This is a genomic window from Phyllobacterium sp. SYP-B3895 (assembly GCF_009647635.1).
GTDB classification, from domain to species: domain Bacteria; phylum Pseudomonadota; class Alphaproteobacteria; order Rhizobiales; family Rhizobiaceae; genus Phyllobacterium; species Phyllobacterium pellucidum.
In genome coordinates, this window is the sequence record NZ_WJIG01000003.1 from 788659 (window position 1) to 801831 (window position 13173).

At 59.2% G+C, this 13173-nt stretch carries 18 protein-coding genes; 7 read left to right on the forward strand and 11 right to left on the reverse strand.

Annotated features, from left to right (window positions below; genetic code table 11):
- Window positions 1–45 precede the first annotated feature (45 nt).
- Both GF108_RS16375 and ttcA read left to right on the forward strand, forming a co-directional pair.
- Window positions 46–975: a glutaminase gene (locus tag GF108_RS16375; RefSeq protein ID WP_153669053.1), complete on the forward strand. Its 930-nt coding sequence runs from the start codon at window positions 46–48 to the stop codon at window positions 973–975.
- A 67-nt stretch (window positions 976–1042) separates the two neighbouring features.
- Window positions 1043–1885: a tRNA 2-thiocytidine(32) synthetase TtcA gene (ttcA, locus tag GF108_RS16380; RefSeq protein WP_153669055.1), complete on the forward strand. Its 843-nt coding sequence runs from the start codon at window positions 1043–1045 to the stop codon at window positions 1883–1885.
- A gap of 259 nt (window positions 1886–2144) precedes the next feature.
- Here the strand turns inward: ttcA and GF108_RS16385 are convergent, their stop codons facing one another.
- Window positions 2145–3560, reverse strand: coding sequence for a PLP-dependent aminotransferase family protein (locus GF108_RS16385; RefSeq protein ID WP_153669057.1), 1416 nt, complete (start codon window positions 3558–3560; stop codon window positions 2145–2147).
- Window positions 3561–3653: 93 nt separating this feature from the next.
- Here GF108_RS16385 and GF108_RS16390 point away from each other — a divergent pair, with 93 nt between their 5' ends.
- Window positions 3654–3887, forward strand: a complete 234-nt coding sequence (locus tag GF108_RS16390; RefSeq protein WP_153669059.1) for a DUF1127 domain-containing protein — start codon at window positions 3654–3656, stop codon at window positions 3885–3887.
- Between the two features lie 84 nt (window positions 3888–3971).
- Window positions 3972–4193 (forward strand): DUF1127 domain-containing protein, encoded by a 222-nt coding sequence (locus GF108_RS16395; protein ID WP_172982654.1) that lies wholly within the window; start codon window positions 3972–3974, stop codon window positions 4191–4193.
- A 306-nt stretch (window positions 4194–4499) separates the two neighbouring features.
- Here GF108_RS16395 and GF108_RS16400 read toward each other — a convergent pair whose 3' ends face one another.
- From GF108_RS16400 to purC, 8 genes are all read right to left on the reverse strand, one after another.
- The gene (locus GF108_RS16400; RefSeq protein WP_153669063.1) at window positions 4500–4916 is read right to left on the reverse strand and encodes a hypothetical protein; all 417 of its coding nucleotides are present in this window, start codon (window positions 4914–4916) and stop codon (window positions 4500–4502) included.
- A gap of 104 nt (window positions 4917–5020) precedes the next feature.
- Window positions 5021–5680, reverse strand: a complete 660-nt coding sequence (locus GF108_RS16405; RefSeq protein WP_153669065.1) for a glutathione S-transferase family protein — start codon at window positions 5678–5680, stop codon at window positions 5021–5023.
- Window positions 5681–6151: 471 nt separating this feature from the next.
- The gene (locus GF108_RS16415; RefSeq protein ID WP_153669069.1) at window positions 6152–6382 is read right to left on the reverse strand and encodes an AbrB/MazE/SpoVT family DNA-binding domain-containing protein; all 231 of its coding nucleotides are present in this window, start codon (window positions 6380–6382) and stop codon (window positions 6152–6154) included.
- A gap of 62 nt (window positions 6383–6444) precedes the next feature.
- Complete coding sequence (gene purQ / locus GF108_RS16420; protein ID WP_113280632.1) at window positions 6445–7113, reverse strand: phosphoribosylformylglycinamidine synthase subunit PurQ; 669 nt, start codon at window positions 7111–7113, stop codon at window positions 6445–6447.
- A complete protein-coding gene (locus GF108_RS16425) occupies window positions 7110–7367 on the reverse strand; it encodes a hypothetical protein (protein WP_153669071.1) in 258 nt (85 codons plus the stop codon). Before GF108_RS16425 ends, purQ begins: the two co-directional genes overlap by 4 nt.
- Window positions 7360–7569: a hypothetical protein gene (locus tag GF108_RS16430; RefSeq protein WP_153669073.1), complete on the reverse strand. Its 210-nt coding sequence runs from the start codon at window positions 7567–7569 to the stop codon at window positions 7360–7362. The genes GF108_RS16425 and GF108_RS16430 overlap by 8 nt, the downstream gene beginning before the upstream one ends.
- A 19-nt stretch (window positions 7570–7588) precedes the next feature.
- On the reverse strand, window positions 7589–7828 hold the full coding sequence (purS, locus tag GF108_RS16435) for a phosphoribosylformylglycinamidine synthase subunit PurS (RefSeq protein WP_153669075.1): 240 nt from the start codon (window positions 7826–7828) through the stop codon (window positions 7589–7591).
- A gap of 34 nt (window positions 7829–7862) precedes the next feature.
- Complete coding sequence (purC, locus tag GF108_RS16440; RefSeq protein ID WP_027231626.1) at window positions 7863–8627, reverse strand: phosphoribosylaminoimidazolesuccinocarboxamide synthase; 765 nt, start codon at window positions 8625–8627, stop codon at window positions 7863–7865.
- A gap of 314 nt (window positions 8628–8941) precedes the next feature.
- Here purC and GF108_RS16445 point away from each other — a divergent pair, with 314 nt between their 5' ends.
- Window positions 8942–9259 (forward strand): DUF1476 domain-containing protein, encoded by a 318-nt coding sequence (locus GF108_RS16445; RefSeq protein WP_027231625.1) that lies wholly within the window; start codon window positions 8942–8944, stop codon window positions 9257–9259.
- Window positions 9260–9379: 120 nt separating this feature from the next.
- A complete protein-coding gene (locus tag GF108_RS16450; protein WP_153669077.1) occupies window positions 9380–10147 on the forward strand; it encodes an HpcH/HpaI aldolase/citrate lyase family protein in 768 nt (255 codons plus the stop codon).
- Here GF108_RS16450 and GF108_RS16455 read toward each other — a convergent pair.
- Window positions 10144–10692 (reverse strand): alpha/beta hydrolase, encoded by a 549-nt coding sequence (locus GF108_RS16455; protein ID WP_153669079.1) that lies wholly within the window; start codon window positions 10690–10692, stop codon window positions 10144–10146. The genes GF108_RS16450 and GF108_RS16455 overlap by 4 nt on opposite strands.
- Window positions 10693–10923: 231 nt before the next feature.
- Between GF108_RS16455 and GF108_RS16460 the strand changes: the two genes are divergently transcribed.
- Entirely contained in the window at window positions 10924–11817 is an 894-nt protein-coding gene (locus GF108_RS16460) for a VOC family protein (RefSeq protein WP_153669081.1), read from the forward strand.
- A gap of 49 nt (window positions 11818–11866) precedes the next feature.
- On the opposite strand, the gene purB is transcribed toward GF108_RS16460, so the two are convergent.
- Window positions 11867–13171 (reverse strand): adenylosuccinate lyase, encoded by a 1305-nt coding sequence (purB, locus tag GF108_RS16465; protein WP_153669083.1) that lies wholly within the window; start codon window positions 13169–13171, stop codon window positions 11867–11869.
- Window positions 13172–13173 lie beyond the last annotated feature (2 nt).

Genomic DNA, 13173 nt, shown 5'->3' on the forward strand with positions numbered 1-13173 from the left:
GCCCGGAGAAATCTCGGCGGCTTTTTTTTCAACCGGAGTCCGGCCATGACCGACCTTCAGGCTATCGTCGACAGTGTCTATAGCGACCTTTCCGGCCGCATCGGCGAGGGCAAACTCGCCGATTACATTCCGGAACTCGCGACGGTGGACCCGAAACAGTTCGGCATCGCCATGATAACGGTTGACGGGAAGGTCCATGTTGCGGGCGATGCCGAAACCAACTTCTCCATACAAAGCATTTCCAAGGTGTTCACGCTGACGCTTGCGCTCGGCAAGATCGGCGACGGGCTGTGGAAGAGAGTCGGGCGTGAGCCTTCCGGCAACGCCTTCAATTCCATTGTCCAGCTTGAGCAGGAGAAGGGGAAGCCGCGCAATCCCTTCATCAATGCGGGTGCGATCGCGGTTGCGGACGTCGTTCTCGCCGGGCATCAACCGAGGGAGGCGATCGGGGAAATCGTGCAGTTCATTCGCCACGTCGCCGATGATGAAACTATAGCCATCGATGAGAACGTTGCGCGTTCCGAAACGCAGACCGGCTATCGCAATATCGCGCTCGCCAATTTCATGCGCGCTTTCGGCAATCTCAATCATCCCGTCGAGCATGTCCTCGGGGTCTATTTCCACCATTGCGCTATCGCCATGTCGTGCCGCCAGCTTGCCCATGCCGGGCTTTATCTCGCGTCGGCCGGCCGCAATCCGCTCAATGGCGGCAGCGTCGTTTCACCGGGCCGCGCGCGGCGCATCAACGCGCTGATGCTGATGTGCGGGCATTATGACGGCTCTGGCGATTTCGCCTATCGCGTCGGCCTGCCGGGCAAGAGCGGTGTCGGCGGCGGCATTCTTGCCGTGGCGCCGGGCAAAGCCTCGATGGCCGTCTGGTCGCCGGGACTGAACGAGAATGGCAACTCGCTGCTCGGGTCGGCCGCGCTCGAATTGCTCGCCCAGCGCACCGGCTGGTCCGTCTTCGGACAATGAAGGACTTGCCTTCGATGAGCCCGCGATGCAATTAAGGCGACGAACCGGATCGTAGCGGGATACTTCAATGACCATCCATGAGCTTGACCTCACCGACGCAAGCGGCTGCCATCCGATGTTTCTCGGCGTGCCGTCCTCCGTCGAGTTCAACAAGTTGCGCAAGCGGCTCCTGCGCCAAACGCGCCAGGCGCTCGAGGACTTCGCCATGGTCAAGCCCGGCGAGCGCTGGCTGATCGGACTTTCCGGCGGCAAGGACTCCTACGGGCTCCTGGCCTTGTTGCTCGACCTAAAATGGCGCGGTCTGCTGCCTGTCGAACTCCTCGCTTGCAATCTCGACCAGGGACAGCCGAATTTTCCCAAGCACATCCTGCCGGATTTCCTGAAAGCCAACGGTATCGAGCACCGCATCGAATATCAGGACACTTATTCGGTGGTCACGGACAAGATCGCCGAAAACCAGACCTATTGTTCGCTGTGCTCGCGCCTGCGCCGTGGGCACCTCTACCGCGTCGCCCGGGAAGAGGGTTGCGCTGCGCTGGTACTCGGCCATCACCGAGAGGACATTCTCGAAACCTTCTTCATGAACCTCTTCCACGGCGGACGGCTCGCAGCAATGCCGCCAAAGCTTCTCAACGACGAAGGCGACCTGATGGTGCTGCGGCCGTTGAGTTATTGCGCGGAAGATGATCTGGAAAAGTTTGCGGGCGCCATGCAGTTTCCGATCATTCCTTGCGATCTGTGCGGCAGCCAGGAGGGCCTGCAGCGCAATGCCATGAAGGCCATGCTGGCCGACATCGAAAGGCGCATGCCGGGCCGCAAGGAAACGATGATCCGCGCCCTCGCCAACACCCGGCCGAGCCATTTGCTCGACCGCAAGATCTTCGATTTTGCCGGGCTGGTGGCGGGTTGAAGGTGGATCCTCGGGTCAGGCCCGAGGATGACGGAGAGGGGAAGGGTTGCGGCAAGGTGCCATTCGGTCCGAGGGTGGAGGGGCGCGGGTAAAGGTGCCAGTCGGTCGGAGGATGAAGGGTCGCGGGTAAAGCTGCCCGTCTTTCGAACGGCAAGGATCAACCAGGCACCGAACGAACGCAGTCACGCACGCACGGACAGATGCCCAGCTACCTACCCAAAGACGCCCTCGCTTAACTACTCACCCACTCACTACTCAGTTACGAATAGCTGTCGTAGCTCGCGTTGTCGGACTCCATCAGGCGGCGCAACACCGACAGACCCTGGCCGAGCTCCTGACGGGTCGTCGGGACGGTCAGGCCGACGCGAACACGGTGAAACACCTTTTCGCTGCGTCCGGCCTTGAACTCGTCCTCGTCGTCAATCATCACGCCCTCATTGAGCGCGGCATTTTTGAACGTGCCGGAGAGCCATGGATCAGGCAGTTTCATCCACAGGAACGGAGAATGCGGCTGCGACGCGAATTCCATACCGGTGAAGACGGAGCGCGCCAAAGCCTCGCGTGCGTTCACTTCGGCACATACCTCGTTGCGGATGGTGTCAGCTTCGCCGGTATTGACCAGTTGTGCGCTGAGTTCCATCATCATGAAGGGAACGCCGCCGCTGACCATCTTGTGGGCCGTGAGGACGCGGGCTGAGAGGTGAGGCGGGCAGGCGACCCAGCCGCTGCGAATGCCGGCGGCCACGGATTTCGACAGCCCGCCGATGTGAAATGTCCGCTCCGGCGCGAGTTCGGCAAGTTTGACATGATCGTGGCGGGTGAGCGAACCGTAGATCTCGTCTTCGATTAGCCAGACGTTGTAGCGCCGCGCAATATCGACAATTGCGCGCCGGTCGTCTTCCGGCATGGTGGCGGCCGTTGGATTGTGCAGCGAAGGCATCAGGAAGACGAGCTTCGGGTGCTGCTGGGCGCAATGCCGTTCGAAATCGCCAGGGGTGAGCGAGCCGCTCTCAGTCTGTATGATGATGCTTCGCCGTCCCATGAGGTTGGCGCTGCGGGCAGCCGAGCAATAGGTCAGTTCCTCGAAAGCGATGCGGTCGCCTGGAACCGTTACAGCGGCGATGATTGCGAGAATCGCGGAGTGAGCGCCGAGGGTCGGGACAATCGACGCGGGCTCCGGTGCCCATCCAGCTGCTGAAAGCCAACGGCTGCCGGCTACCTGCCAGGAGGCGGGCAGGGTGCGGGAGTAGCTTGCGATCTCAGAGGGATATTGCTTGGTGATGCCAGCCAGCAACCTTGCCATCGCTTCCGATTGGCCGACGTCGATGGCGGCCGTACTATCGAGCCGTATTCTGCCAGGTTCGACCGCCTGGTTGCGCGTGCCGCCAAACGTCTCGGTGCGCGGGGAGGGCTGTTCAAGCACCGGTTCCCTGCGCTCGGTGACATATGTCCCACGACCGACTTCGCCGCTGACGAGGCCTCGTTCCCGAATGAGATTGTAAGCACGGCCGACGGTGCCAATCGTGACACCGATATCGAAGGCAAGGTTGCGCTGCGGCGGAAGCTTCGTGCCGGGGGCGAGCACGCCTTCGGCAATATCGGATTCAATACGCTCGGCCAACTGCAAATAAAGCGGGCCTTTGCCAGGTTCAAGATTCGGAAGCCAATTTGTCATGGTGACAATTAATATATTGCGCTTCCAATTGAGTCAATACATAGAGACAATCATTCAAAATAAGAGTCAATGATCGGCTTAAAGGAGCCAATGATGAGCACAATAGAGACAATAGGCGCGGATTGCGCTGGCACGAGCGAAATTTGTCGGTCATCGACACCCTCGCGGACCGTGACAATTGTTGCGCTCGTCAATTGGTTCGGTCGCGCAATGCTGAAGCGGCGCACGCGCATGCATCTCAGCGAACTGAGCAACGAATTACTCGAAGACATTGGCATTGCACCTGCCGAAGCGCGGCGCGAGGTCAAGCGCTTCTTCTGGGATTGATGCAACGTGCGGGCGCCGCGCGCTCTTGTGCGGCGCGGCACAGATAACGAGGTATCATGCAAGTGATGACACATGGAGGCAGTAATGGGTACGACCTATATCGATCCCGCCAGGCCCGTTCATCCAGGCTTGGCAGTACATGCGCACAGCAATCGTTTCGGCCGTCTATTCGGCTGGGTGGGAAATGCAATCGACCGGCGGCGGTCGCGGCTTGAGCTTGGCTCCCTCGGCGAAGACGGGCTTAAGGACCTCGGCCTGACGCGCGATCACATCGAAGCCGATCTCGGTAACTACTTCTCGGGATAAACCTCGCCGTTATCGGTGCTTCCGTCGTTATCTTCGGGCTGTAGGTCCGAGGACCCACCTGAAAACCATGTCGCGGTATATTCACCGCCCTTTCCGTCATCCACGAGCCCTTGGCCCGAATCCACCTGGAAGCTGTTGACCGTCGAAAGGAAAAATGGGTCCTCGGGTCAAGGGCCCGAGGATGACGGTGGAGAGGGAGGCACGTGCATGACGGTGGAGAGGGAGGCACGTGCATGACGGCGGAGAAGGAGGCGCGTGCATGACGGTGGAGAGGGAGGCGCGGGCAACGCGACGATGACGGCGACTCTAACCGCTGGCTGCGCAGGACGATTGTCCGCTCGCCCAGCGGCGAACGTCTGCTGCGATGCGATTGCCTGAAGAATGCATCATCAGCGGACCAAACGCCTCGACCTTTGCAGGGTTGCCCTCGGCATGAACGACAAGCAAAGGCCGTCCGCCGGGATTGCTCGCCGGTACGACGAGGATGCGTGGCCTTCCCGAATAGGAATCGAGTTCGGGAGCGAGACGGTAGGGCTTGAACGTTGCATCGCCGGACTTGAACCAGCAGGCATTGGCGGCGAGCGCGACCCTTTCCATCGTCGGCAGCGCCGCCTTCTCAGAATTGAAGGCAAGGCTGCCCGGTCCAGGCTTGCTCTTGGATTGGCATCCAGCGAGTGCAGCGAGCGAAATCATCAGGGCAATACCGATCGACGGCGTCTTCATGCGGTGTTCTCCACGACTGCGCCACTTCGCGTGGGCACAGAGGACATCTATGCATAAGCTGTCCGGAACCGCTGTTCGGCACCGGGATTATGCGGGAAAGGGGATCAGGCGGTTTCGAGCTCCCCGAGGAATATTTTGAGGCCGTCCACCATCTCGTACCAGACCAGCGATAGCACCGGATCCTGAACAATCCGTTGCTCCAGTGCGTCGAACCTCGGGTAGGGAGCGAGCAGGTCGGGCCGGTCTGCCAATTGGCGGAAGGGGTTCATGACGAATCGGGTCGGCGTCAGCCATGCATCGGCGAGCGTCATCTCTTCACCGAGCGCATAAGGTCCATGGCCGAGCCGGTTTTCAACTTCCGCAAGACCGATTTCCATCTGCTTGAACAATTTGCTGATGCGCGCTTCGTCCTTCGACTTCATGAACAGCAGTTCAAGGAGTTCCATGGTGGGTGCGAGCACTTCAAGCTCCGCCGCGCGCGCCAGCATCCGCACAATAGCGCGGTCGCGCGAGTCGGCCGGCAAAAGCGGCGGTTCGGGAAAATGCTCTTCCAGATACTCGGCAATGACGGTGGCTTCGATCACCGTAAGGCCAGAGCCGGTAATCAGGACCGGGATTCGGTTGAAGGGCGAAATCGCCCGGAATTCCTCCGGAATCGGCGAGCCAGGCGGCGGAGCAACGATCTTGATCGGCGCCTGCTTGTAATAGGCAATGCAACGGATGATGGAGGAGTAGGGAGATAGCGGCCGGGAATATAGCTTCATTGAACGTTCCTCCATTTGAGCCGGCTATTTCTGTGATTTGCCGGGCTCCTGCAGGAGCCTAACGAAATGGCGGGCGATATCAAGGACGACCAAACGGATTGGTGATTGTCAGGCGATCTATGGTCATTCCATCCCCCATATCTTCGGACCAGAGCACCGAACTGCCGCTGTTGATAGCGCAAGCGACAACAGGGGAGTCGAAGAGCTGAAGATTATAACGACGCGCAATCCTGGTCGCAGCATCGTGCATGGCTACATCGAGTGACACGACTGTGGGGCACAGACGGCGATAAGTGAAAGCGCCTCCTCGGTTTCTGTCCAATCCATGTCCAGAGCTTGCGGCGGGCGACATTCGTGAACCCGTTCAGAATCTGGACGCTGATGACGCAGCCTTTGCTCAGAAGTTCTTGAGCGCGCCGCCCTTTCGGATCGTCGGTGAACGCATAAACAAGAACATTGGTATCCAGGAACTCAACGGGCATTCGCGTCGTCGCGATCGAACTTCCAATCAGGTGGGAGCTTCTTCTGGAAGATGCGGATGCGCTCGAGCGCCCGTTCACGGGTTTGATCGGAAGATACTTCGAAGGTGCGATCACCCGCTATGCGTATCTCGATTTCGCTGCCCTCCTGAAGTTCGAGAGCATCGACAACGGAGGCTGGAAGGCGAATTGCCAGACTGTTGCCCCACTTTGCTACACGCATATGACCCGACCCCGCTGGATATAGGTCGATTGTATATCCGGCAGAGGGTTCGTCAATAATTGCTAGGCAGCCACTCCGAGGATACCGGCAAAAAGGGCGCGTCCGTCAGTGCCGCCATGCGCAGCTTCGATAAGGTTTTCCGGATGGGGCATGAGACCGAGCACATTGCCCGCTTCGTTGACGACCCCGGCAATATCGTTGATTGAGCCGTTGGGATTGGTGCCCTCGGCGTAGCGGAAGACAACCTGGCCGTTGCCTTCTAGACGGGCAAGCGTTTCCGCATCGGCAAAATAGTTGCCGTCATGATGGGCGACGGGGGTGCGGATGATCTGGCCCTGCGAATAGCCGCGCGTAAATGCGGTATTGGCATTGGTGACTTCAAGCTTCACCTGGCGGCAAACGAATTTCAGCGACGCATTGCGCATCAGCGCACCAGGCAGGAGGCCAGCCTCGACGAGTATCTGGAAGCCGTTGCAAACGCCCATGACCATGACGCCCTTGTTCGCCTTCTCGCGGATTGCCTGCATGACCGGCATGCGCGCCGCAATCGCGCCGCAGCGCAGATAATCGCCATAGGAGAACCCGCCAGGAATGACGATAAGGTCGACATCGGGGATCTCGGTGTCCGTCTGCCACACCGTTTCGGGCGCGACGCCGGAGACGTCGGTCAAGGCCGCGATCATGTCGCGGTCACGATTGAGGCCGGGGAGAAGAACGACTGCTGATTTCATGGGTGTGGTTCAAACCTTGCTTGTGCTTCCGCGAGTTCCCGAAGTTCGAGACGGTTTTCGATGCGATCGAGACGGTCTTCATGCTGATGAAGCATGGTATAGACATTGTTGATGTCGCTTTGACAGGCCTGGATCAGAAGACGAATAGCGCTTGTTTCGTGCCGCAAGTCCCGAATGCTGGCGTCGGCCTTGTCGACCCGCTGATGAAAACGACGCAGAAGCTCGTGCACGAAATCCTGTGTTGCGTCAGCCATGTGCAACCATCTCGGCGTTTTGGAAACGATTGCCAAACAGTTTTTGCTTCAGCGCGTCGTTGCGGGCTTGTCCCTCGGCGAGCACTTTGCGGGTCTCGCGCATTTCAAAGGTCAATCCCTGCATTTCTTCAACGAGTTCCTGCAAGCGCCGGTCGAGTTCAAGCAGTTCCAAATAGATCTTCTCGGTCGTGGCAGCGTCCATGGCGAATCCTCAAAAGTGATCAATCAATCGCCACACTATAATCTTCGATCACCGTATTTGCGAGAAGCTTCTCGCACATCGCCTTGAGGTTGGCCTCGGCCGCGGCGCGGTCGGACGTTTTGAGTTCGACGTCGAACACCTTACCCTGGCGCACGGAACCAACGCCATCGAAACCGAGACTGCCCAATGCGCCGACAATTGCCTTGCCCTGCGGATCGAGAACGCCATTCTTCAGGGTTACAGTGACACGTGCCTTCATCGACTTGTCTTCTCCGAGCTGATTGGATGAGTGCTTACTTGACCAGAACCGGTCCCGCGGGGCGGGTCGGCTCGTTTTCATTCATGATGCCGAGACGGCGCGCGACTTCCTGGTAGGCTTCGATAAGCCCGCCCATGTCGCGGCGGAAACGGTCCTTGTCGAGTTTCTCGGCGGTCTGGCTGTCCCAGAGCCGCGCCGAATCCGGCGAGAATTCGTCGGCGAGAACGATCCGCATGAGATCGCCTTCGTAGAGACGTCCGCATTCGATCTTGAAATCGACGAGCTGGATGCCGACGCCGAGGAAAAGGCCGCTCAGGAAATCATTGACGCGGATGGCAAGCGCCATGATGTCGTCGATCTCCTGCGGTGCAGCCCAGCCGAACGCCGTGATGTGCTCTTCCGAAACCATAGGATCGTCGAGCTCGTCATTCTTGTAGTAGAACTCGATGATCGACCGTGGAAGGACGGTGCCTTCCTCGATGCCGAGGCGCTTGGCCAGCGAACCGGCGGCGATATTGCGCACGACGACCTGGAGCGGAATGATCTCCACTTCCTTGATCAATTGTTCGCGCATGTTGAGCCGGCGGATGAAATGCGTCGGGATGCCCATGCGGTTGAGCTGGCTGAAGATATACTCGGAAATACGGTTGTTGAGGACGCCCTTGCCGTCGATCACTTCCGATTTCTTGGGATGCAGCACGGTGGTGTCGTCTTTGAAGTGCTGGACGAGTGTGCCTGGCTCTGGTCCTTCATAAAGGATTTTGGCTTTGCCTTCGTAGACACGGCGGCGACGGTTCATTGCAAATCTCGGTATTGGAGTTATCGGTCGGCCCCGGTTCTTAGCAGCGCCGTCATGTTGGCGCGCTAACTATCGTAAAAGCAAGCATTCTACAATGATCCTTTGTTAAGGTGCGCTGATTTGTGGAATATAGGTGCTCCATGAACGATCTACGACAAATTGATTCCAGCGGTTCATTTCGGTCTTTCGATTTCGTGCAGAATGGCTATATGAACCAGGAAGCGAAAACATTGGGGAACTGCCTGAAAAACGCCCAAGGCCCGGATGTAGTTTAAGCATTGAACCAACCGATCATATTGCGGGAGCAACTGAGGATGACAATGGAAGATCGCAAAAACGCCTTTGAAAACAAGTATGCGCATGACGCAGAACTGCGTTTCAGGGCGGAGGCCCGCCGTAACAAGCTCCTCGGTCAATGGGCGGCCGAAAAGCTTGGCAAGAGCGGTGACGAAGCGGATGCCTATGTAAAGGAAGTCATCAAGGCGGATTTCCAGGAAGCTGGTGACGACGATGTCTTCCGCAAGATCCGCGCTGATTTCGATACGGCAGGTATCGACACGTCCGACCATCGTATCCGCCGCACCATGGAAGAACTGATGGTCGAGGCGATCCGCCAGATCGAAGGTTCCTGATCCGAGCTTTATGAACGCAAAAGCCCGGCCACAGCGCCGGGCTTTTTTTATGGCGGCGACTTGACCCGCCGTGGCGGCGTTTCCCATACTCCGGCGCGAAATCGAAGAAGGATAAGAAACATGTCATTTGCGTCGCGCCTGAGGGCTGGGGAGACACTCTATTCCGGCTGGTCGAGCGTGACCGACCCACTGGTCATGGAAGCCTTGTGCCGGACCCCGCTCGATGCGGTGCTTCTCGACATGCAGCACGGCGCCCACGACACGGCGAGCGTCGTTGCGCTGACCGGCGTCCTGCGTGCAACCCAGAAACCGGCATTGGTGCGTATCCCGGTTGGACGCTTCGATATGGCGAGCCGCGCGCTCGACATCGGGGTCGATGCCGTGGTGGCGCCGATGATCAACAGCGTCGAGGATGCGCGGCTTTTTGCTGCTTCGATGAAATATCCGCCGCTGGGCGAACGGTCGTGGGGACAATTGCGCGGTCGGCCCGCGAGCTATGGGGCGGGCGGCTCCGGCGCCTATCTGCGCGAGTCCAACGAGTCGACGCTGGCCTTTGCAATGATAGAAACCATCGCCGCCTACGAGGTATTGGACGACATTCTGGGCGTCGAAGGCATCGACGGCATTTTCGTCGGCCCGTCGGATTTTTCCATCGCCTGGAGCAAGGGCGCCGAGGTCAATGCAGCTTCGGACGCAATCATCGAGCCACTGACAAAAATTGCCGCGAGGACCAAGGCTGCCGGCAAATTCGCCGCGATCTATGCGGCGAACGCCGACATGGCCAATCGCTTCAGTGCGCTCGGCTATACTTACCTGGCGCTTGCCGTTGATACGGGCTACCTGACACTCGGCGTGCAAAGCATCCTTGACGGGCTGAACAAACCCTAAAGCCGCGACAGGAACTGCGCAAAGACCATGGAGCCTTCCGGCCAGGGGCCATGGCCGGATTCGGCGTTGAGGTGGCCGGATTCGCCGGCATCGATGAAAAGCGATCCCCAGGCGGCGGCAAGGTCTTCGGCGACCGCATAGTCGCAATAATGATCGTTGCGGCTGGCAACGACAATCGAAGGAAAGGTGAAGGGTTCGCGCGGGTAGGGGCCGAACGTCATCAGGTGCTTTGGCCGAATCTTCGGGTTCGAAACGTCGGGCGGGGTGACGAGAAAGGCGCCGTTCACCTTGGCGCCGATCTCCGGAATTGCATGGACGAACGTCGGAACGCCAAGCGAATGGGCGACGATCACCACGGGTTTTGTCGCCGCATTGACCGCCTTGACGACCGCGGCCACCCAGTCCTCGCGCACCGGTTTCGTCCACTCCGCCTGCTCGACGCGGCGCGCCGTGGATAGCTTGGCTTCCCAGCGGGTCTGCCAGTGATCGGGGCCGGAATTGGTGTAACCGGGAACGATGAGAATATCGACGTCTTTGACTTTCATGCGGCGTATTTAGGAGAATCACTTCGGGATCGCAACATTGCGCAAGTGTAGCACCTCCGCAAAATCTCAGGAATGATGGCGCCGCCGCTTCACCTCACCGGGCTCGCATGGTTAGTAAACAATCATGCCTTTTAAGTTCATTATTTGTGAACAAGCTGTTCGCTGCTTTCGGCTTGTATCAAACGCCGATAAATCCGACCTTACTGGGAACGAGATTTTTTCGAGGAAAGCATGGCGATCACACGCCGGGAACTGGTTGGCGGGTCTATTGCTTTCGTCGCAACAGCGGGAATTGCCCGCGCGGAGACGAGAATGGAAAACACATCCTTTGCGGCAACGGCGCCGGTCCACGTGTCGAAGGTCGGCATCAAGGCCAAGGACGCCGACGCGCTGGCGAAATATTACCAGGAGGTTGTGGGCCTGCGCGAGATTTCGCGCAAAGGTCAATCGGTCACTCTCGGAGCGGGGGAAACGCCCTTGCTTGAGATCGAGCAGGCAGATGCGGTGCGCGCGGACGATCCGCACAGCGCCGGACTTTACCACACCGCATTCCTCTTACCCGCCCGCGCTGATCTTGCGCGCTGGGCCAAGCGCGCCATCGAAAAGCGCACGCCTATCGTTGGTGCTTCGGATCATCTCGTCAGCGAGGCGATCTACCTGACCGATCCCGAAGGCAACGGCATCGAGATCTATGCGGATCGCCCGCATGAGAGCTGGACCTGGAACGGTTCGTCGGTGGCGATGGGCACAGAGGCACTCAATGTCGGCAGCCTGGTTGCGGAACCCGGGAGCGAGACGCCCTGGTCGTCGGCCCCAGACGGCACAATGGTTGGACACCTGCATTTGCGCGTCGGCAATGCCAAGGACGCGGAGGCATGGTGGCACAAGGAGCTTGGTCTCGAAACAGTGGCAGGCTTCGGCGGCAGCGCCGTATTCATGTCGACGGGCGGCTACCACCACCACGTCGCGGCAAATTCATGGCAAAGCCGCGGCGCGGGGCGGCGGGACAATGACCGCTCCGGGCTTGCCTGGGCGGAATTCAACTCGGCTACGGCAAATGACGAACGCGAAATCGTCGATCCCTGGGGCAATGTGATCCGCATCGTTCCCGCGAAACGCGGCTGATCGCCGATACTTTGGCAACGCTCGGCTTTAAGGTCGAGCGTTTGCTACATCAGCTACCGAACACGCGCTTGAAGATCGTATCGACATGTTTGGTATGGTAGCCGAGGTCGAACTTCTCGCGGATTGTCTCTTCGGGCAGGGCCGCACGCACGTCCGCATCGGCCAGAAGTTCTTCGAGGAAATCCTTGCCCTGCTCCCACACCTTCATGGCGTTGCGCTGCACCAGACGGTAGGAATCCTCACGCGACACGCCGGCCTGGGTGAGGGCGAGCAGCACGCGCTGCGAGTGGATGAGGCCCCGGAACTTGTTCATGTTCTTGAGCATGTTGTCCGGGTAGACGAGAAGCTTCTCGATGACGCCGGTGAGACGGGCCAGTGCGAAGTCGAGCGTAATTGTCGCGTCCGGACCGATCATGCGCTCGACGGACGAATGCGAGATGTCGCGTTCGTGCCAAAGTGCAACATTTTCCATCGCCGGCAGGGCGAAGGCGCGGACCATGCGGGCAAGGCCGGTCATGTTCTCGGTGAGGACTGGATTGCGCTTGTGCGGCATGGCCGAAGAGCCCTTCTGGCCGGGAGAGAAATACTCTTCGGCTTCGAGGACTTCGGTGCGCTGCAGGTGGCGGATTTCAACGGACAGCCGTTCGATTGACGAAGCGATGACGCCAAGGGTGGCGAAGTACATGGCGTGGCGGTCGCGCGGAATGACCTGTGTCGAAACCGGTTCCGGCTGCATTCCCAATGCCTTGGCCACATGTTCTTCAACGTATGGATCGATATTGGCAAATGTCCCGACCGCACCGGATATTGCGCAGGTGGCGATCTCGGCCCGCGCCGCGACGAGGCGGCTGCGGCAGCGTTCGAACTCGGCATAGGCTTGGGCGAGCTTCACGCCGAAGGTGGTCGGCTCGGCATGGATGCCATGGCTGCGCCCGATGGTGACGGTATCCTTGTGCTCGAAGGCACGGGTCTTCAGCGCGGCGAGAAGCTTGTCCAGGTCGGAGAGAAGGATATCGCTTGCGCGCATCAGCTGCACGTTAAAGCAGGTGTCGAGAACGTCCGAGGAGGTCATGCCCTGATGGACAAAGCGCGCATCCGGACCGACAATCTCGGCAAGGTGGGTCAGGAACGCGATAACATCGTGCTTGGTCTCACGCTCGATATCGTCGATGCGGTCGATGTCGAACGTTGCCTTGCCGCCCTTTTCCCAGATGGTTTTCGCCGCTTCCTTGGGGATGACGCCGAGTTCGGCAAGCGCATCGCAGGCATGCGCCTCGATTTCAAACCAGATGCGGAATTTCGTTTCCGGGGACCAGATGGCGACCATTTCCGGCCGCGAATAGCGCGGGATCATAT